Below are 17,715 nucleotides of genomic sequence, written 5' to 3' on the forward strand. Positions count from 1 at the left end.
AGGAGACCAAATGATCAAGCTTGGCATCGTGATGGACCCGATTTCTTCCATCAACATCAAAAAAGACACCAGTTTCGCTATGCTGCTGGAAGCGCAGAGTCGTGGCTACGAGCTGCACTACATGGAAATGAATTCCCTGTATCTGCGCGGCGGCGAAGGCCGTGCGACCACCAAAAAACTCAGCGTGAAGCAGGATTACGACGGCTGGTATGAGTTCGGCACTGAGCAGGATATCGCCCTGCAGGAACTGGATGTCATCCTGATGCGTAAGGATCCTCCGTTCGATACCGAATTCATTTACGCCACTTACATCCTTGAACGCGCGGAAGAAAAAGGCACGCTGATCGTTAACAAACCGCAGAGCCTGCGCGACTGTAACGAAAAGCTTTTCACCGCGTGGTTCCCGGAACTGACGCCGGATACGCTGGTGACCCGCAATGCGGCTCAGCTGAAAGCGTTCCATAAAGAACACACTGACGTGATCCTCAAGCCGCTCGACGGCATGGGTGGCGCTTCAATCTTCCGTCTGAAACCAGAAGACGCGAACGTTTCGGTGGTGATTGAAACCCTGACCGAACACGGCAGCCGTTTCTGTATGGCGCAAAATTATCTGCCCGCCATTAAGGACGGCGACAAACGCGTTCTGGTGGTCGACGGCGAGCCTGTGCCTTACTGCCTGGCGCGTATTCCGGCGCAGGGCGAAACCCGTGGTAATCTGGCCGCCGGTGGCCGTGGCGAAGCCCGTCCGCTGAGCGAAAGCGACTGGGCGATTGCCCGCACTGTCGCGCCAATCCTGAAGCAAAAAGGCCTGATTTTTGTCGGTCTGGATATTATCGGCGACCGCCTGACTGAAATTAACGTCACCAGCCCGACCTGTGCGCGTGAAATCGAAGCAGCATTCCCGATTTCCGTCACCGGCATGCTGATGGATGCTATCGAAAAGCGTCTGGCTGCCCGATAAACTACCTGGCCGCATAATCTGATGGGTTGTTCAGCAATGCTGGATAACCCACTTTTTTTGCTGCGGATGACGTACTACACTGCCCTCTTAGCTGCATTTCAATTTTCTGAGGTTAAACATCCTGCTTACCATGAATCTACAACATCACTTTCTAATTGCGATGCCTGGCCTGGATGAACCCCAGTTCAAACGTTCGGTCGTCTATATCTGCGAACACAATGAAGACGGCGCTATGGGTCTGGTGATCAACAAACTGGTCGAAGATTTCACCGTTGAAAACGTCCTCGACAAACTGGACATCACACCCGAGCCTCGCGACCCGAACATCCGCCTCGACCGCCCGGTGTTTTCAGGTGGTCCGCTGGCTGACGACCGTGGTTTTATTCTCCACACGCCGCGTGAAGGGTTTGGCTCCAGTATCCGTATTTCGGACAGCACCATGATCACCACGTCTAAAGACGTGCTGGAAACGCTGGGCACACCCGACCAGCCGAAAGATGTGCTGGTGGCGCTCGGGTACGCCGCATGGGAACAAGGCCAGCTGGAAAAAGAGCTGCTGGAAAATTCCTGGTTGACCATTGAAGCCAGCAATGACATTTTATTCCGCACCCCGATTGCTGACCGCTGGCGTGAAGCTGCGAAAATGATCGGCGTTGACGTCGGCCAGCTTGCCACCCATGCAGGGCATGCATAATGGCTAACCGCACGGTTTTTGCTTTCGATTTCGGTACCAAAAGCATCGGTCTGGCCATCGGTCAGGAAGTCACCGGCACCGCCCGCCCGCTGACGTCGTTTAAAGCGCAGGACGGGACGCCGGACTGGCAGAAAATCGAAAAGCTGCTGAAAGAATGGCTGCCGGATCTGGTGGTTGTAGGTCTGCCGCTGAACATGGACGGCACAGAGCAACCGCTGACCGCCCGTGCGCGCAAATTTGCCAACCGTCTGCATGGCCGTTTTGGCGTGCAGGTTGAACTGCACGACGAACGTCTGAGCACCGTTGAAGCCCGTGCTGATTTGTTCGATCGCGGCGGCTTCCGCGCGCTGGACAAAGGCAGCGTGGATGCCGCTTCTGCGGTGATCATTCTGGAAAGCTGGTTTGAAAAGCAATGGAGTCAGTCCTGATCTGCCGCCAGTAATCCTGCGCTTTGCCGCTGCTGGCGACTTTGGGCAAACGTCTGCATTCCGGCCTGTGCGCCGGTTTGCAGGATATCCACCAGCTGATGCGTTTTTCCTTCGCGGATCATATTGCACACCGCCGGTGTTGACGTCAGCACTTCGAACAGCGCCACTCTTACCGCTTTGTCATCATCCTTTTCCTCCCCTCCTTTCGGTTTTTGCGCCACCAGTTTCTGCGCGACGACAGCCCTGAGACTGCCCGCCAGCTGTGCCCGTACAAAGGCTTTTTCTTCTGCCGGAAAGACATCAATCAGCCGGTCGATAGCCTGTGTGGCATTGCGCGTATGCAGCGTCGCCAGCACCAGATGCCCGGTTTCTGCCGCCGTCAGCGCCAGCCTGATACTATCGGTGTCGCGCAATTCTCCCAGCAGTAACACGTCAGGATCCTCACGCAACGCGCCGCGTACCGCTTCACTGAATGAACGGGTATGCAGCCCCAGTTCTCGCTGCTGGATAAGGCAATGCCTGCTGATGTGGATAAGCTCAATCGGATCTTCCAGCGTAATAATGTGCCGCGTCGTATGGCGGTTGAGGTAATCAATCATTGCCGCCAGCGTGGTGGACTTCCCGCTCCCCGTTGCTCCGGTGACCAGGATCAGGCCGTCTTCCAGCGTAATGATTTGCTGCAAGATATCCGGTGCCAGCAGCGTTGCCAGTTCAGGACAACGGGCGGGAACTGGCCTCAGCGCCGCAGACAAACCATGCAGTTGCTGAAACACGTTAAGGCGCATCCGCACGCCTTCCGCCAGCGTCAGCGCTTTATCGAATTGCCCGGCCAGTTGCAAAGTCGTCTGTTCTGCGACATTCAGCCACTGGCTGACGAGCTTTTGCATCTGCGATGCGTCGATCAGCGGCAGGTCCTCACAGCGGCATAATTCCCCTCCGATACGCAGCACAGGTCGATTGCCGGTACAAAGGTGCAGATCGGAGGCATTTTGCTTTACACTACGCCCCACTAATCCATCAATATCCATGTTGAAATCCTCCTGAGTCCCTATGAGCATTAGTCAGCAAAACGCTATTGAGCAGAACTTACACAATGTCCGCGAGAAAATCGCAGCCGCTGCACACCTTTGCGGCAGGCATTCAGAAGAAATTACCTTGCTTGCAGTGAGTAAAACTAAACCTGCGAGCGCTGTCGAAGAAGCGATTGCCGCCGGGCAATTAGCATTTGGCGAAAACTACGTGCAGGAAGGCGTGGATAAAATTGCCCACTTTGCCGGACATCAGCCTGCGCTGACCTGGCATTTCATCGGGCCGTTGCAGTCGAATAAAAGCCGTCTGGTGGCGGAGAACTTCGACTGGTGTCATACCATTGACCGCCTGAAAATCGCCCAGCGCCTGAACGAGCAACGTCCGGCGGGTTTAGCGCCGTTGCAGGTGCTGATTCAGGTGAATATCAGCGATGAAGCCAGTAAATCCGGCATTGCTGTGGCTGAAGTTAACGAACTGGCGACGCAGATTATGGCGATGTCTAACCTGACGCTGCGCGGTCTGATGGCCATTCCGGCCGCAGAAACCGACTATGCGCGCCAGCTGGAAGTCTTCGGTCAGATGCGTGAAGCCCTGAAAGCTTTACAGAGCATTTGTCCGCAGGCAGATACGTTATCGATGGGCATGACCGATGATATGCCCGCTGCGATTGCCGCCGGAAGCACCATGGTTCGTATCGGTACCGCTATTTTCGGTGCCCGTGATTACAGCGCAAAACAGTAACCGCTCTCTGCCGGTATACTGTTTTACTATTGATTGGCTCAGTTCAGCCCCCATTAAAAGCAAGGAGCATGAATGCAACATCGCAAAATATGTTTTATCGGTGCCGGTAACATGGCGGGCGCCATCATTTCAGGCCTGGTTGAAAGTGGTTATCCGGCCAATATGATCAGCGTTTGTGCCCCTTCCACCACCCATCGCGATGCGCTGGCCGCAAAATATGGCGTACAGAGCAGCAGTGATAACAACGCCTGTGCGAAAGCGGCAGATGTCGTTGTATTGTCTGTAAAACCGCAGATGATGGCGGATGTATGTAAAGCACTGCAAAAAGACGTGGATTTTAGCGACAAGCTGGTACTGTCGATTGCCGCAGGCGTCAGCGTGGCGCGCTTCTGCGAGTTGCTGGGCGATAATCTCAACATCGTGCGCATCATGCCTAACACGCCTTCGCTGGTCGGCCAGGGCATGAGCGGCTTGTATGCACCTGATCAGGTTTCGCAGACAGATCGTGATTACAGCGGCAAACTGATGACTGCCGTGGGCAAAATCTGCTGGGTTGATACCGAAGAAGGTATCAACCACGTGATTGCCGCCGCAGGCAGCGCACCGGCGTATTTCTTCCTGTTTATGGAAGCAATGCAGGCCGAAGCGCAGCGTCTGGGTTTCAGTGCTGAAACCGCGCGGATGCTGGTTGAACAAGCCGCCAGCGGTGCCAGCGCACTGGTTGCGGCCAGCCCGGACACGCCATTGTCACAACTTCGTGAGAATGTGACGTCCAAAGGCGGCACGACCTTTGAAGCTCTGAAAGTGTTCACCGACCGACAATTACCGGAGATCGTTTCCGAGGCCATGCAGGCCGCCATTACCCGCGCGCAGGAAATGGAAAAACTGTTCTAATAAGAGCAAATAATAAAATAACACTGCCCAAAATCATTCGTGTTGCGTCAAGGCGGCAACTGAGTCAAATCGCCGGGAGCATACATCAGTATGTGACCGGGGTTTGCGAAGGCAGCCAACGCAGAAGCAGCGCGAAGGATGAAGGGCATAGGAGAATTATGTTAACGCTGACTTTTCTGGTTAAAACCCTCATAGATCTCTACGTGATGGTTCTGCTGCTGCGCATCTGGATGCAATGGGCACGTACAGATTTTTATAACCCGTTTTCACAGTTCGTGGTGAAGATTACTCAGCCGATTATCGGACCACTTCGCCGGATTATTCCGCCGCTGGGCCCGATTGACAGCGCAAGCCTGCTGCTGGCTTTCATTCTTTGCACCATTAAATTCCCGCTGCTGTTACTTATCCAAAGCGGCGCTATCTTCTTTGGTCTGAGCAGTCTGCTGATAGGCCTGATAGGGCTGGTCAAAGCCGCGGGTTATCTGGTGTTCTGGCTGGTCATTATCCGCTCGCTGATGAGTTGGGTGAGTCAGGGCCGCGGACCAATGGATTATCTGCTGATGCAGCTGACTGAGCCGCTGATGGCGCCAATCCGCCGCATACTCCCGGCAATGGGCGGCATTGATTTCTCAGCGATGGTCGTAATCCTGATCCTGTATATGCTGAATTATCTCGGAATGGATCTGTTGGGTGCGCTGTGGTTCCAGCTTTAAGCCCGGCGTACTGGCAATCTGACGCGCTGGTTTTGCGGCTGGTTATCCAGCCCAAAGCCAGCCGTGACAGCCTTGTCGGTTTGCATGGCGACGAACTGAAAGTCGCCATCACCGCCCCGCCGGTAGACGGACAGGCCAACACACATCTGGTGAAATTTCTCTCAAAACAGTTTAAAGTCGCCAAAAGTCAGATAAGCATCGAAAAGGGCGAGCTGGGCCGCCATAAACAAGTCCGCATTATCCATCCGCAAAATATCCCGACTGAGGTCGCGGTACTGCTCGCAGAATAACGTTAAGTCAGGACTCTCCCATGCAGAAAGTCGTATTAGCTACCGGCAACGCCGGTAAAGTGCGTGAACTCGCACATCTTCTGGCCGAATTCGGGCTGGACGTGGTGGCACAAACCGAACTCGGCGTTGAATCCGCCGAAGAAACCGGCCTGACGTTCATTGAGAATGCCATCCTTAAAGCCCGCCACGCGGCGGCTGTCACCGGTTTACCTGCTGTGGCAGATGACTCCGGTCTGGCGGTTGATTTCCTCGGGGGTGCGCCGGGGATTTACTCCGCGCGCTACGCAGGCGTTGATGCCTCTGATCAGCAGAATCTCGATAAACTTCTGGTCGCGCTGAAAGACGTTCCACAGGGCCAGCGTAATGCACAGTTCCACTGCGTGCTGGTCTATATGCGCCATGCTGAAGACCCGACGCCGCTGGTGTGCCACGGCAGCTGGGCGGGTGAAATCACCTTTGCCCAGGCAGGTGAAGGCGGCTTTGGTTATGACCCGATTTTCTATGTTCCTGAGCTGAGTAAAACCGCCGCAGAACTGAGCCGTGAAGAAAAAAGTGCGGTGTCGCACCGGGGTCAGGCATTGAAACTGTTGTTTGCCGCGATGAAAGAGGCAGTACAGAAGAATGCGTAAGTTACCGCCGCTGAGTCTCTACATTCATATTCCGTGGTGCGTGCAAAAATGCCCTTACTGCGATTTCAACTCGCACGCGTTAAAGGGCGAAGTGCCGCATGACGATTATGTCGCACATCTGCTGGCAGATTTAGATGCGGATCTGCATCTGGTGGGCGGACGCAGCGTAGGGACCATTTTTATCGGCGGCGGAACCCCAAGCCTGCTGAGCAGCGACGCAATGCAGAATCTGCTCGATGGCGTGCGTGCGCGGTTGCCGCTCGATGCTCACGCTGAAATTACCATGGAAGCCAACCCCGGTACCGTCGAAGCAGACCGCTTCAGCGGCTACCAGCGCGCGGGGGTAAACCGTATTTCCATCGGCGTGCAAAGTTTTGATGCACAGAAACTGGAGCGTCTGGGGCGTATTCACGGCCCTGACGAAGCCAAACGTGCGGCACATCTGGCGACTGGCCTGAACCTGCGCAGCTTCAATCTGGATCTGATGCATGGTTTGCCGGATCAGACACTGGAAGAAGCACTGGACGATTTGCGTCAGGCAATCGCACTCAATCCGCCGCATTTGTCCTGGTATCAGCTGACTATCGAACCAAATACGATGTATGCCTCGCGTCCGCCTAAACTGCCGGATGATGACGCGCTGTGGGATATTTTCGAGCAAGGCGATCAGTTGCTGACCGCAGCCGGATACCAGCAATACGAAACCTCGGCGTATGCCAAACCGGGCTACCAGTGTCAGCACAACCTGAACTACTGGCGCTTCGGGGATTACCTCGGCATCGGTTGTGGCGCGCACGGCAAACTGACGCAGCCCGACGGGCAAATCCTGCGTACCGTCAAAACCAAACACCCCCGCGGTTACATGCAGGGTCGTTATATGGATAAACAGCATCCGGTGGAAACCGAAGATTTGCCGTTTGAATTCTTCATGAACCGCTTCCGCCTGCTGGAAGCCGCGCCGCGTGAAGAGTTTGGTCTGTATACCGGGCTGGATGAATCGGTGATCCGCGCACAGTTAGACGAAGCGATCGCCAAAGAATATCTGGTCGAAACCGACACGCACTGGCAGATCACCAGCAAAGGAAAGCTGTTCCTGAATTCGCTGCTGGAGCTGTTTTTGGCGGAGTAAGGTTTAGGGGCAAAAAAAAACCGCGTAATCGCGGTTTTTTTGTATCTGTCATTTGGCAGCTTACTGTTTCAAATCTGCCAGCAAGGTTTTGTGCTGAGTATCCAGATTGGTCACGCGCTTACAGACGTCATCGCCAAAAGCTTTAAACTCTTTTTCCTGCTTGTTCCACTCTTCCTGAACTGCCTGTTGTAACCCGCCGAGATTACCCATCATCGCCTGCAGTGGATTTCCGCCACTCGCAGCCTGTTTGAGTCCCATCTCGTTGATGCTGTCCTGCATGACGCCGCCCATGGTTTGTTCCATCAGCTTCTGGCCATTTTGCTTCACCTGATCCACTGCTTTATGATGGAAAGTCAGGCCATCAGTGCGGTGTTCGATAATCAGGTTCATCTGCTCTTTCAGCTGCTTATCGAGCTTAACCAGGCGGTTACGCACGTTGCTGTCACTGCCCAGTTTTTCGACGATCACACGGTCAACCGCAACCCGGCCTTTTTCAAGATGCGCCGTCGCGCCCTGGTCAATCCACGGCAGGTCGCGGCGTAAACCGGCCTGATAGTCGATGGCTTCCTGACGCTGTCTGGCGCTCAGGGTCATGTCTTTTCCGTTGAGGGTCACGTTACCGTTTGGTGTGATCAGCAGATCACCGCTGTTACCGACAACCTGAACGGTCTGCGGCTTGATGATCACGTCATCCTTAGGCTGGACGGCACACTGATAATCAGCCTGTGCGCTCCACGCGCTCAGCGCCAGTAACGCAGCAAGTCCGGTTTTTACCACTCCACTTTTTACTAACATGTACTCTCCCTTAAGACAGCAAACTCAAAAAATTGAACGGCCAATACGTTGCGCCAGTAATTCTAAGGCAGCAATACCTGCCAAAGAGTTCCCTGCCGCATCAAGTTCCGGTGACCAAACCGCAATGCACATCTCGCCAGGCACCACGGCAATGATGCCGCCGCCGACGCCAGATTTACCCGGCATACCGACGCGGTAAGCGAATTCACCCGCGCCGTCGTACATGCCGCTGGTGACCATCATCGCATTAATCTGCCGCGCCTGACGGGCATCGATGAGCGGTGTCTCGCTGCCCAGCGGATGCCCTTTATTGGCAAGATAAACAAACGTCCGTGCCAGTTCTTCACAGCTCATGCGCAATGCACAGTAGTGAAAGTAGGTATGCAAAACGGTGATGACGTCGTTGTCGAAATTACCGAAAGACTTCATCAGATAAGCAATCGCCGCGTTGCGGTCAGAATGCTCGAACTCTGAACGGGCAACGTGCCGATCGTAGTTGAGATCTGCCGATCCGGCCAGCTGACGCACCACTTCGAGCATTCTCTGTTTCGGTGCGGAGAGCCGGGTTTGCAGCATATCGCAGACCACCAGCGCGCCCGGATTGATGAACGGATTACGCGGTTTTCCCTGTTCAAGCTCAAGCTGAACCAGCGAATTGAACGGCTGACCGGACGGCTCTTTGCCGACGCGCTGCCAGATTTCGCTTTCCTGATAACGGGTCAGCGCCAGCGTCAGGCTGAGCACTTTTGAGATCGACTGGATCGAGAAACGCATATCGGCATCACCGGCACGAAAGATCTCCCCTTTCGTGGTACACACGGCAATCCCTAAATGATCGGGGCTGACTTCCGCCAGCGCAGGAATATAATCGGCAACGTTGCCACGGCCAATCAGCGGCCTGACCTGCGCCAGAATATCTTCCAGCAAACTGTTATCGAGTTCGGTACCCAACGTCCTGCCTCCAGATGTAACAAAGGTGCCGGAAGGCACCTTTCAAAGATTCAGAATTTATCTGACCGGTGGAATCAGTCCCACCAGATATCGAATAACTCAGAAACTTCCACGTCTTCCATTTTCTGGTCTTCTAACCATTTTTTGACCTGCGCGCGCTGTTCATCAGTGCAGTGACCGATGTCCTGACGGCAAACCAGACCTTCCCATTGCAGATAGCCACTGCCATCGAAAGCCAGTTTGTTTGGCTCGATCACACCGTCGATGAATTTATCCAGGGATTCATCAATGGTTTCTACCGCGGTACCTTCCGGGAAACGCCATTTTACAGAGAAGCCCAGTTCCTGGAACTCGGCAATGTGTAACTTCTTACGTAAACGACGACTGCGATTTGTAGCCATTATTGCTTCCTCTCAAACATCAGATCCCACACGCCGTGGCCTAAACGCTGGCCACGCATTTCGAACTTGGTCACCGGGCGCGATTCAGGACGCGGGACATAATTACCTTCCTGCGACAGATTCGCCCAGCTTTCTAAACGGGTCATCACTTCGAGCATGTGCTCCGCATACGGCTCCCAGTCGGTTGCCATGTGGAATACACCGCCCACTTTTAGTTTCTTGCGCAGCTTCTCGACGAACTCAGGCTGCACGATACGGCGCTTATTATGGCGCGCTTTGTGCCACGGGTCAGGAAAGAATAGCTGCACCATATCGAGCGAGCCATCCGGAATCATTTTTTCCAGCACTTCAACCGCATCGTGACACATCACGCGCAGGTTGCTGACGCCCTCTTCGTGCGCCGTTGCCAGACACGCGCCAACACCCGGTGAGTGTACTTCAATCCCGATAAAGTTCTGGTCAGGATTCTGTTGCGCCATGGTGACGAGCGATGTGCCCATGCCGAAACCGATTTCCAGTACCACAGGTGTAGAGCGACCAAATAAGGCATCAATATCCAGGGATTCGGCCTGAAACTCCACGCCCATCACCGGCCAGAAGTTGTCCAGCGCGAATTGCTGACCTTTAGTCAGACGGCCCTGACGGCGGACAAAACTACGGATACGGCGCATTGCGCGACCGTTCTCGTCGAACTCCGGTGAAATGACGTCGTTTTTCATGGTGTTTCCACTCCGATTGGCAAGACGCGGTACCCGCGCGCGGATGCCTGTGCTTTGGTCACTAAATATAAGGAAAGGCGCATTATCCAAACTTACTCCCGATTAGCAAGGCTTGCGGGCAGGAAATCCGTCAATACAGTGCGGAAAGTTCCGGTTTACAGCCAGACGGGAACTGTGATGTGATCAGCCCCGTCTTTTAACCCTGCCGGACTGTAATTCACCCATGATGGAAGCCCAACGTTTCTCACCTCTGGTGCTCGACTGGTATCAGCGCTATGGCCGCAAAACGCTGCCGTGGCAAATCGCAAAAACACCTTATAAAGTCTGGCTTTCAGAAGTGATGTTGCAGCAAACGCAGGTAACGACTGTTATCCCGTATTTTGAACGTTTTATGCAACGCTTCCCGACGGTGTCTGATCTCGCTGCTGCGCCGCTCGATGAAGTTCTTCATCTGTGGACCGGGCTGGGTTATTACGCCCGTGCGCGTAACCTGCATAAAGCGGCGCAGACCATCGCCAGCCAGCACGGCGGCGTATTTCCGACTACCTTTGATGAAATTCTCGCGTTGCCGGGCATTGGCCGTTCCACCGCCGGCGCGGTTTTGTCGCTGGCATTGAATCAGCACTTCCCTATTTTAGACGGGAATGTGAAGCGCGTGCTGGCCCGCTGCTATGCTGTTAACGGCTGGCCGGGCGAGAAGAAAACCGAAAACAAACTGTGGACGATAAGCGAAGACGTCACGCCCGCCGAAGGTGTTGCTCAGTTTAATCAGGCAATGATGGATTTAGGCGCGATGGTGTGCACCCGCAGTAAGCCAAAATGCGAGCTGTGCCCGGTGAAATCCGGCTGTGAAGCTTATGCGCATCACAGCTGGGCGAATTATCCCGGTAAAAAACCTAAGAAAACCCTGCCGGAAAAGACCGCGTTTATGCTGATGATCCAGCAGGAAGATAAAGTCTGGCTGGAACAGCGTCCGCCGGTCGGCTTGTGGGGCGGATTGTTCTGCTTCCCGCAATTTACCACCGAAGATGAACTGGCTATTGGTCTGAAAAAATACGGTGTTACGCAAAATCAGTTGCAGCAGCAGACCGCTTTTCGTCACACTTTCAGCCATTTCCATCTGGATATCGTCCCGATGTGGTTAAATCTGCGTTCTTCCGCGGGTTGCATGGATGAAGGTGCGGGTCTCTGGTATAACTTAGCGCAACCACAATCCGTCGGGCTGGCCGCGCCGGTAGAGCGTCTGTTGACGCAACTGGCTAAAGAACCGACCCAAAAGAACGATCGATAAGGAATTAGCATGAGCAGAACGATTTTTTGTACTTTTCTCAAGCGCGATGCTGAAGGACAAGACTTCCAGCTGTACCCTGGCGAGATTGGCAAACGTATCTTCAATGAGATTTCGAAAGAAGCCTGGTCGCAGTGGATGGCCAAACAAACCATGCTGATCAACGAAAAGAAACTCAGCATGATGAATCCGGAAGACCGCAAACTGCTGGAACAGGAAATGGTCAACTTCCTGTTCGAAGGTCAGGACGTGCATATCGAAGGCTATACCCCGCCGTCAAAATAATCATTTATAACAATGGTTAAAACATAAGGCAGGTACTCCGGGTGCCTGCTTCTTTCATCAGAAACGGTTTGTAAGATGAAGAAAATTTTAGCTTTGCTGGTTATCGCGCCCATGTTGATCTCCTGCTCCGGCAGCAAGAAAGACCAGTTCAACGAAGCTTATGTGAAAGACACCAACGGATTCGATATTTTGATGGGGCAGTTCGCCCATAACATCGAAAATATCTGGGGTATGAACGAAGTGCTGATCGCGGGTCCGAAAGACTACGTGAAATATAGCGATCAGTATTACACCCGCAGCCACATCAACTTTGATGCGGGTACCATCACCCTTGAGACTATTTCTGGCACGGATCCGGCGGCCAGCCTGCGTCAGGCCATTATCAGTACCTTGCTGGTGGGCGACGATCCGGGCAATGTTGACCTTTATTCCGACGCCAATGATATCCAGATCAGCCGTGAACCGATGTTGTACGGTCAGGTTCTCGACAATACCGGCCAGCCAATCCGCTGGGAAGGCCGTGCAGCCAGCTTTGCTGATTATCTGATTCAGAACAAACTGATGCGCCGTCAGTCCGGTCTGCACGTGATTTATTCCGTGACGATCCAGATGGTGCCGAACCACCTGAACAAACGTGCGCATAAATATCTGCCGATGATCCGTGAAGCATCAGCTAAATATGGCGTCGATCAGTCTCTGATCCTGGCGATCATGCAAACCGAATCAGCCTTTAACCCGTATGCGGTGAGTAATGCCGATGCGCTGGGCCTGATGCAGGTTGTGCAGCATACCGCGGGTGTCGATGTGTTTAAATCTGAAGGAAAATGGGGCAAGCCAAGCCGCAGCTATCTGTTTGATCCGCAGAATAATATCAATACCGGCACGGCTTATCTTGCGATGCTGCAAAACGTGTATCTGGGGAACATCAACAACCCGACATCACGTCGCTATGCTGTGATTACTGCTTATAACGGCGGTGCAGGCAGTGTTCTGCGCGTGTTCTCACAGAACAAAACACAGGCGTTTAACATCATCAACAATATGGCGCCGGGCGATGTGTACACCACTCTGACGACCAAACATCCGTCGGCAGAATCCCGCCGCTATCTGTACAAAGTGAACAATACTCAGCGCAGTTACCGCCGCGTAGATTAACGTTTATCGTCCCGGCTTCTCAGGCGTGAGGCGCCGGGACGAATATCTTAACTGTGAGTCTGTAAACCCTCTGTCTGCAGACTTTGTGTCTGAAATTTTCCGTCACCCAGATCACTGACAATATGATTCATACGCTCTTCCGTCAGCTGATAGTAACGGATAGAGAAAGCCGTAATCAGATAGAAAATAGCCGGTAAGACGGTGAATAAAATCAGGACACCGCGTACCGCTTCCGCCGATTGTTGTTCCACGCCCGCCTGATAACCAAACCACGCCAGCCCCCAGCCTGTCAGCGCGCCACCAATCGCCACGCCGAGTTTAATCACAAAGATATTCGCCGCGATGTTCATCCCAGTAATTCGGCGCTGGGTTTTCCACTCCCCATAATTATTGGCATCCGTGATCATTGACCATTGCAGCGGGGCATTTATCCCCTGTAATAAATTAAGGGCAATATGAACAATAAAGGCAGGGATCCAGTAATCGGTTGGCAACACAAAGAAAAGTAATCCTGCGAATGCACTTAATATATTAACCCAGATGGACGCGCGGATTTTACACATCCACGAGCCCAGTTTTTTCGCAAATAAACTGCCGATAACAGCCGCAACGGTAGTCGCCATCATGAAAATGGAAATAATGCCGCTTCCCTGATGCAGAACATATTGCACGAAATACACCAGCAAACTGCCGCGAACCACCACGCCACATAACATGGCAAGGTTATAAACTGAGAGGATCCGCCACTGATCGTTTTGCATAAGCACACGCACATCGCGAAGGATATTCATGTTTTCTTCTTTTACCGGTGTAATGCGTTCACGCGTGGTGAGGAAACAGACAAAGAACATTACGCAGCCAATGACACCAAAGATGCCCATCGCCCACTGCATACCAGTTGCGCGGTCTCCCGGTGAGATAAAATCAGCTAACGGCAGGATTAGCGCCGTCCCCATCGCCCCCCCGACGGGCGCAATAGCGAAACGCCACGATTGCAGGGAAAGATTATCCTGCGGGTCGGCAGTAATTGCGGCACCTAAAGAACAGTAAGGAATATTAATCGCCGTGTACATTAAGGTCATAAATATATAAGCGAAAACCGCATAAACAATTTTACCGGTCTGTTCAAAATCTGGCGTGGAATAAACCAGAACACAACTAACGGCAAAGGGAACACAAATAATCAGTAGCCAGGGCCGAAATCTTCCCCAGCGACTTTTGGTCTGATCGGCAATCGCGCCCATAATAGGATCAGTGATCGCATCAAGTACCCTGACCACTAAGAATAGGGTTCCCATTACCGCTGGCGGCAAACCATAAATATTCGTATAGAAATAGGCAAGAATAGCGATAGAGGAATCAAAAACAATGTGGCTTGCCGCATCACCTAATCCAAAACCCAGCTTTTCTTTCGCACTGATCCTTTCAGTTAATGCTGACATGCAGTCACCTTTATTAAGATGGAATTCTGCATTAGTTATAATTCCAGAAAATCACTCTGAGTATTGTGATTTCTCATTTACGTTTTATGCTTTTAATCAACTGTGACGCAGGTATCTATACCCTGGCTGAATAAGAGGATTATTTTCGACCTGCATCACATATCCGAATGCAGGGTGATTGTCGCGATTGATCAATAAAACGATCCAATAAAAAACCCATCCGGAGATGGGTTTTTATGCGGGCTATTGCGCGAGAACATACCCCATCACGCGTTTCCAGCCGACCGGTTTTTTCTCGATATATACGCCCTGCAATTCCGGCGAGAAGCCCGGTAACAGATTGATCCCTTCTTCCAGCGCCATAAAGTAACGCTGAACTGCCCCGCCCCACAATTCGCCGGGCACCACGCACAGCACGCCCGGAGGATACGGCAGCGCGCCTTCTGCGGCGATGCGCCCTTCCGCATCACCAATCGCCACCAGCTCGATGTTATCGCGGATAAACTCGTTATGCGCGTCCTGTGGATTCATCACCACTTTCGGGAAGCTCTTCTCGCGGAACATCTCTTTTTGCAGCTCTTTCACATCAAAACTGACGTACAGGTTATGCATTTCCTGACACAGCTGCCGGATGGTGTAATTGCGGTAACGGTCTTCGTTTTTACGATACACCGTCGGCAGCACTTCGCTGAGCGGCGCATCTTCTTCGATGTACTGCTCAAAACGCACCAGTTCTTCCACCAGCAACTGCATTTTGGCCGGCGTTTCGGCAGGCGTCAGCAGGAACAGGATCGAGTTCAGGTCGCATTTCTCCGGCACGATGCCGTTCTCGCGCAGATAGTTGGCCAGAATGGTCGCCGGAATGCCGAACTCAGTGTATTTACCGCTGGACGCATCAATGCCCGGCGTAGTCAGCAGCAGCTTGCACGGATCAACGAAATACTGCTTTTCGGCATAACCCTCGAAGGCATGCCAGCGTTCTCCCGGCACAAAATCAAAGAAGCGAACGTCGTTAGCCATCTCATTGGTTTCGTGATCCTGCCAGCGCTTTCCGCCGACCACTGGCGGCACAAACGGCAAAATCATCGAGCATTGATCCAGCAGCATTTTGCGGGTTTCGATGCCCAGCTTCACGCACTCCATCCACATGTGTTTTCCGCTGCCACCGGCATGAATACGCGCATTCACGTCCAGTGCGGCAAACAGCGGATAAAACGGGCTGGTTGAGGCGTGCATCATAAAGGCATTGTTGAGCTTTTTATGGCTGCAATGGCGCTTCTGGCCCTTAATGTGATTGTCTTTCTTATGGATCTGCGAAGTTTGCGAGAATCCGGCCTGCTGCTTATGCACCGACTGTGTGACGATAATCCCCGGATCGTTTTCGTTAAGCTCCAGCAGCAACGGCGAACATTCTTTCATCATCGGGATGAATTGCTCGTAACCGACCCATGCGGAATCAAACAGAATGTAATCGCACAGATGACCGATTTTATCGACCACCTGGCGCGCGTTATAAACTGTGCCGTCGTAGGTGCCGAGCTGGATGATGGCCAGGCGGAACGGGCGTTTCTCGTTAGCGCGAACCGGTGCCACTTCTTTGATCTGTTTACGCAGATAAGTTTCGTCGAAACAGGCCGCATCGATGCCGCCAATAAACCCAAACGGGTTACGTGCTGTTTCGAGATACACCGGCGTCGCACCCGCTTGCAACAGCGCGCCATGATGATTTGATTTGTGGTTATTACGGTCGAACAGCACCAGATCGTCACGGGTCAGCAGCGCGTTAGTCACGACTTTATTGGCGGCAGATGTCCCGTTAAGCACGAAATAGGTTTTATCTGCACTGAAGACTTTAGCGGCATACTTTTGAGCATCTTTCGCCGAGCCTTCGTGGATCAGCAAATCGCCAAGTTTGACGTCCGCATTACACATGTCAGAGCGGAAGATATTCGGGCCGTAGAAATCATAAAACTGACGCCCTGCCGGATGACGACGGAAAAACTCGCCGCCCTGATGGCCCGGACAAGCGAACGTGGCGTTCTCCATCTCGACATACTTTTTCAGCGTGTCGAAAAACGGCGGGAAGAGCGCCTCTTCATAGGCCTGTGCGGCAGATTCGATTTGTGCCGCGTAAAACGCCTGGTTGGCGTCCGACAGCGTGATCACGCCTTTCAGCAAAGGCAAAAATTCCGGCGACACCTGCTCCGTTCCCTGCACTGCAACAAACGCGGGAATACCGAATCCCAGCGTTTCAATCTCCGCCAGCCTGCCGTGGTTCAGGTCACCCACGGAAATGATGATGGCCGCTACGTCCGCGTAATCGGCGCGGCGCAGGTCAACGACCAGACGAGCAGTCTGGAGATAAGGGGCGACAGAAGCGCTTGCTGCAAGTTTTAAGTGTTTCATTCAGACTCTCAAACGGTTAAGTAAGAGGGTGTGCCAGATGGCACGGCAATGAGCAGGTTCTTACGTCATAAAGCAATTGCGCGCAGAGTCCGGCCCGGCAAATGACGTTAGCTAAGCGAGATATCGAGTGCGACAGGACAATGCCGGTGAGGCAAAGTGGTGACAAATCGAGTTTCAGGCCCGGCCACGTCTGATAGACAACAGTAAAATCAGAGAATTGCCCTGTGGATGACGCTCTGTTTTTAATAATGCCTAACAACGGACAAACGGTAGCCTTACCGCATGAAAGAGACTGCAAAAGGAGAAAAGCTGAAATCGTGGTGTTTACAGCACCCGGAGATCATCATCAGATTTTTTATGCACTTATAAAAAGCGCGATGTGATAAACCAGCCATGCCGCAACCCTCTTGAGCTGTCGCGTGAAAACGGGAACAGAGTTGTTTAATAAATCGGCGCAATAATGGCATCTTTTAGACCCCCGTTCAACCCTGTAAATTGCGCGAATTTCTTACAAAATACGACACCGCCCGGCATGGGATTTTTCACGGGAATGTCAGGCAAACCGCAGATTCTGGCAGTTAAATCGACAAATCGTCGTAAAAAGCATCATTCAGGTGACGAACACCACCGTTGTCACAAAAAGCCGTTGACGACACATGCCCAATACGGTTTAATGCGCCCCGTTGCCCGGATAGCTCAGTCGGTAGAGCAAGGGATTGAAAATCCCTGTGTCCTTGGTTCGATTCCGAGTCCGGGCACCATATT

19 protein-coding genes and 1 tRNA gene are annotated in these 17,715 nt (G+C 52.9%); 13 read left to right on the forward strand and 7 right to left on the reverse strand.

All coding sequences use genetic code 11. From position 1 onward, the window contains the following. Positions 1-10 precede the first annotated feature (10 nt). The 3 genes from gshB (at position 11) to ruvX (ending at position 2,083) form a co-directional block, all read left to right on the forward strand. A complete protein-coding gene (gene gshB, locus ACM615_RS10855) occupies positions 11-961 on the forward strand; it encodes a glutathione synthase (RefSeq protein WP_112289007.1) in 951 nt (316 codons plus the stop codon). A 130-nt stretch (positions 962-1,091) separates the two neighbouring features. Continuing rightward, positions 1,092-1,655 (forward strand): YqgE/AlgH family protein, encoded by a 564-nt coding sequence (locus ACM615_RS10860; RefSeq protein ID WP_112289008.1) that lies wholly within the window; start codon positions 1,092-1,094, stop codon positions 1,653-1,655. Further along, entirely contained in the window at positions 1,655-2,083 is a 429-nt protein-coding gene (gene ruvX / locus ACM615_RS10865; RefSeq protein ID WP_013576828.1) for a Holliday junction resolvase RuvX, read from the forward strand. Before ACM615_RS10860 ends, ruvX begins: the two co-directional genes overlap by 1 nt. On the opposite strand, the gene ACM615_RS10870 is transcribed toward ruvX, so the two are convergent. After that, entirely contained in the window at positions 2,074-3,111 is a 1,038-nt protein-coding gene (locus ACM615_RS10870; protein WP_431011870.1) for a type IV pilus twitching motility protein PilT, read from the reverse strand. The genes ruvX and ACM615_RS10870 overlap by 10 nt on opposite strands. Positions 3,112-3,133: 22 nt before the next feature. Between ACM615_RS10870 and ACM615_RS10875 the strand changes: the two genes are divergently transcribed. The 6 genes from ACM615_RS10875 (at position 3,134) to hemW (ending at position 7,508) form a co-directional block, all read left to right on the forward strand. Further along, on the forward strand, positions 3,134-3,853 hold the full coding sequence (locus tag ACM615_RS10875; protein ID WP_431011871.1) for a YggS family pyridoxal phosphate-dependent enzyme: 720 nt from the start codon (positions 3,134-3,136) through the stop codon (positions 3,851-3,853). A gap of 72 nt (positions 3,854-3,925) precedes the next feature. Beyond that, positions 3,926-4,747 carry a pyrroline-5-carboxylate reductase gene (gene proC, locus ACM615_RS10880; RefSeq protein ID WP_431011872.1) on the forward strand — a complete coding sequence of 274 codons (822 nt, stop codon included), beginning with the start codon at positions 3,926-3,928 and terminating at the stop codon, positions 4,745-4,747. A gap of 158 nt (positions 4,748-4,905) precedes the next feature. Beyond that, positions 4,906-5,460 carry a YggT family protein gene (locus ACM615_RS10885; RefSeq protein ID WP_013576832.1) on the forward strand — a complete coding sequence of 185 codons (555 nt, stop codon included), beginning with the start codon at positions 4,906-4,908 and terminating at the stop codon, positions 5,458-5,460. Further along, the gene (gene yggU / locus ACM615_RS10890; RefSeq protein ID WP_112289012.1) at positions 5,445-5,750 is read left to right on the forward strand and encodes a DUF167 family protein YggU; all 306 of its coding nucleotides are present in this window, start codon (positions 5,445-5,447) and stop codon (positions 5,748-5,750) included. Before ACM615_RS10885 ends, yggU begins: the two co-directional genes overlap by 16 nt. Positions 5,751-5,770: 20 nt before the next feature. Continuing rightward, entirely contained in the window at positions 5,771-6,379 is a 609-nt protein-coding gene (locus ACM615_RS10895; RefSeq protein ID WP_129637916.1) for an XTP/dITP diphosphatase, read from the forward strand. Next, on the forward strand, positions 6,372-7,508 hold the full coding sequence (gene hemW / locus ACM615_RS10900; protein WP_112289014.1) for a radical SAM family heme chaperone HemW: 1,137 nt from the start codon (positions 6,372-6,374) through the stop codon (positions 7,506-7,508). Before ACM615_RS10895 ends, hemW begins: the two co-directional genes overlap by 8 nt. 60 nt (positions 7,509-7,568) lie before the next feature. Here hemW and ACM615_RS10905 read toward each other — a convergent pair whose 3' ends face one another. The 4 genes from ACM615_RS10905 to trmB form a co-directional block, all read right to left on the reverse strand. Beyond that, positions 7,569-8,303, reverse strand: coding sequence for a DUF2884 domain-containing protein (locus ACM615_RS10905; protein WP_120161018.1), 735 nt, complete (start codon positions 8,301-8,303; stop codon positions 7,569-7,571). Between the two features lie 24 nt (positions 8,304-8,327). Further along, positions 8,328-9,254 carry a glutaminase B gene (gene glsB, locus ACM615_RS10910; protein ID WP_112289016.1) on the reverse strand — a complete coding sequence of 309 codons (927 nt, stop codon included), beginning with the start codon at positions 9,252-9,254 and terminating at the stop codon, positions 8,328-8,330. Positions 9,255-9,328: 74 nt separating this feature from the next. Further along, positions 9,329-9,655, reverse strand: a complete 327-nt coding sequence (locus ACM615_RS10915) for a YggL family protein (protein WP_095924788.1) — start codon at positions 9,653-9,655, stop codon at positions 9,329-9,331. Further along, the gene (gene trmB, locus ACM615_RS10920) at positions 9,655-10,374 is read right to left on the reverse strand and encodes a tRNA (guanosine(46)-N7)-methyltransferase TrmB (protein ID WP_431011873.1); all 720 of its coding nucleotides are present in this window, start codon (positions 10,372-10,374) and stop codon (positions 9,655-9,657) included. Before trmB ends, ACM615_RS10915 begins: the two co-directional genes overlap by 1 nt. A gap of 223 nt (positions 10,375-10,597) precedes the next feature. Between trmB and mutY the strand changes: the two genes are divergently transcribed. The 3 genes from mutY to mltC all read left to right on the forward strand — a co-directional run bounded on the left by mutY (position 10,598) and on the right by mltC (position 13,102). Continuing rightward, complete coding sequence (mutY, locus tag ACM615_RS10925; protein ID WP_132964948.1) at positions 10,598-11,665, forward strand: A/G-specific adenine glycosylase; 1,068 nt, start codon at positions 10,598-10,600, stop codon at positions 11,663-11,665. A gap of 9 nt (positions 11,666-11,674) precedes the next feature. Beyond that, positions 11,675-11,947, forward strand: coding sequence for an oxidative damage protection protein (locus ACM615_RS10930; RefSeq protein WP_112289019.1), 273 nt, complete (start codon positions 11,675-11,677; stop codon positions 11,945-11,947). Positions 11,948-12,022: 75 nt separating this feature from the next. Continuing rightward, entirely contained in the window at positions 12,023-13,102 is a 1,080-nt protein-coding gene (gene mltC / locus ACM615_RS10935) for a membrane-bound lytic murein transglycosylase MltC (protein WP_112289020.1), read from the forward strand. Positions 13,103-13,149: 47 nt separating this feature from the next. Here mltC and ACM615_RS10940 read toward each other — a convergent pair whose 3' ends face one another. Both ACM615_RS10940 and speF read right to left on the reverse strand, forming a co-directional pair. Further along, positions 13,150-14,544, reverse strand: coding sequence for a glycoside-pentoside-hexuronide (GPH):cation symporter (locus ACM615_RS10940; protein WP_431011874.1), 1,395 nt, complete (start codon positions 14,542-14,544; stop codon positions 13,150-13,152). A 243-nt stretch (positions 14,545-14,787) separates the two neighbouring features. Next, positions 14,788-16,950: an ornithine decarboxylase SpeF gene (gene speF, locus ACM615_RS10945; RefSeq protein WP_132964946.1), complete on the reverse strand. Its 2,163-nt coding sequence runs from the start codon at positions 16,948-16,950 to the stop codon at positions 14,788-14,790. A gap of 685 nt (positions 16,951-17,635) precedes the next feature. On the opposite strand from speF, the gene ACM615_RS10950 reads away from it, so the two are divergent. Further along, positions 17,636-17,711, forward strand: a tRNA-Phe gene (locus ACM615_RS10950). The last annotated feature ends 4 nt before the right edge of the window (positions 17,712-17,715 follow it).

The sequence above is a fragment of the Rahnella sp. PAMC25617 genome (genome assembly GCF_050606005.1).
GTDB lineage: Bacteria > Pseudomonadota > Gammaproteobacteria > Enterobacterales > Enterobacteriaceae > Rahnella > Rahnella variigena.

Excerpts from the sequence above, each read along its gene's own strand:
- gshB (WP_112289007.1), top strand. The coding sequence starts at position 11 with ATGATCAAGCTTGGCATCGTGATGGACCCGATTTCTTCCATCAACATC.
- ACM615_RS10860 (WP_112289008.1), top strand. The coding sequence starts at position 1,092 with ATGAATCTACAACATCACTTTCTAATTGCGATGCCTGGCCTGGATGAA.
- ruvX (WP_013576828.1), top strand. The coding sequence starts at position 1,655 with ATGGCTAACCGCACGGTTTTTGCTTTCGATTTCGGTACCAAAAGCATC.
- ACM615_RS10870 (WP_431011870.1), bottom strand. The coding sequence starts at position 3,111 with ATGGATATTGATGGATTAGTGGGGCGTAGTGTAAAGCAAAATGCCTCC.
- ACM615_RS10875 (WP_431011871.1), top strand. The coding sequence starts at position 3,134 with ATGAGCATTAGTCAGCAAAACGCTATTGAGCAGAACTTACACAATGTC.
- proC (WP_431011872.1), top strand. The coding sequence starts at position 3,926 with ATGCAACATCGCAAAATATGTTTTATCGGTGCCGGTAACATGGCGGGC.
- ACM615_RS10885 (WP_013576832.1), top strand. The coding sequence starts at position 4,906 with ATGTTAACGCTGACTTTTCTGGTTAAAACCCTCATAGATCTCTACGTG.
- ACM615_RS10895 (WP_129637916.1), top strand. The coding sequence starts at position 5,771 with ATGCAGAAAGTCGTATTAGCTACCGGCAACGCCGGTAAAGTGCGTGAA.
- hemW (WP_112289014.1), top strand. The coding sequence starts at position 6,372 with ATGCGTAAGTTACCGCCGCTGAGTCTCTACATTCATATTCCGTGGTGC.
- ACM615_RS10905 (WP_120161018.1), bottom strand. The coding sequence starts at position 8,303 with ATGTTAGTAAAAAGTGGAGTGGTAAAAACCGGACTTGCTGCGTTACTG.
- ACM615_RS10915 (WP_095924788.1), bottom strand. The coding sequence starts at position 9,655 with ATGGCTACAAATCGCAGTCGTCGTTTACGTAAGAAGTTACACATTGCC.
- trmB (WP_431011873.1), bottom strand. The coding sequence starts at position 10,374 with ATGAAAAACGACGTCATTTCACCGGAGTTCGACGAGAACGGTCGCGCA.
- mutY (WP_132964948.1), top strand. The coding sequence starts at position 10,598 with ATGATGGAAGCCCAACGTTTCTCACCTCTGGTGCTCGACTGGTATCAG.
- ACM615_RS10930 (WP_112289019.1), top strand. The coding sequence starts at position 11,675 with ATGAGCAGAACGATTTTTTGTACTTTTCTCAAGCGCGATGCTGAAGGA.
- mltC (WP_112289020.1), top strand. The coding sequence starts at position 12,023 with ATGAAGAAAATTTTAGCTTTGCTGGTTATCGCGCCCATGTTGATCTCC.
- ACM615_RS10940 (WP_431011874.1), bottom strand. The coding sequence starts at position 14,544 with ATGTCAGCATTAACTGAAAGGATCAGTGCGAAAGAAAAGCTGGGTTTT.
- speF (WP_132964946.1), bottom strand. The coding sequence starts at position 16,950 with ATGAAACACTTAAAACTTGCAGCAAGCGCTTCTGTCGCCCCTTATCTC.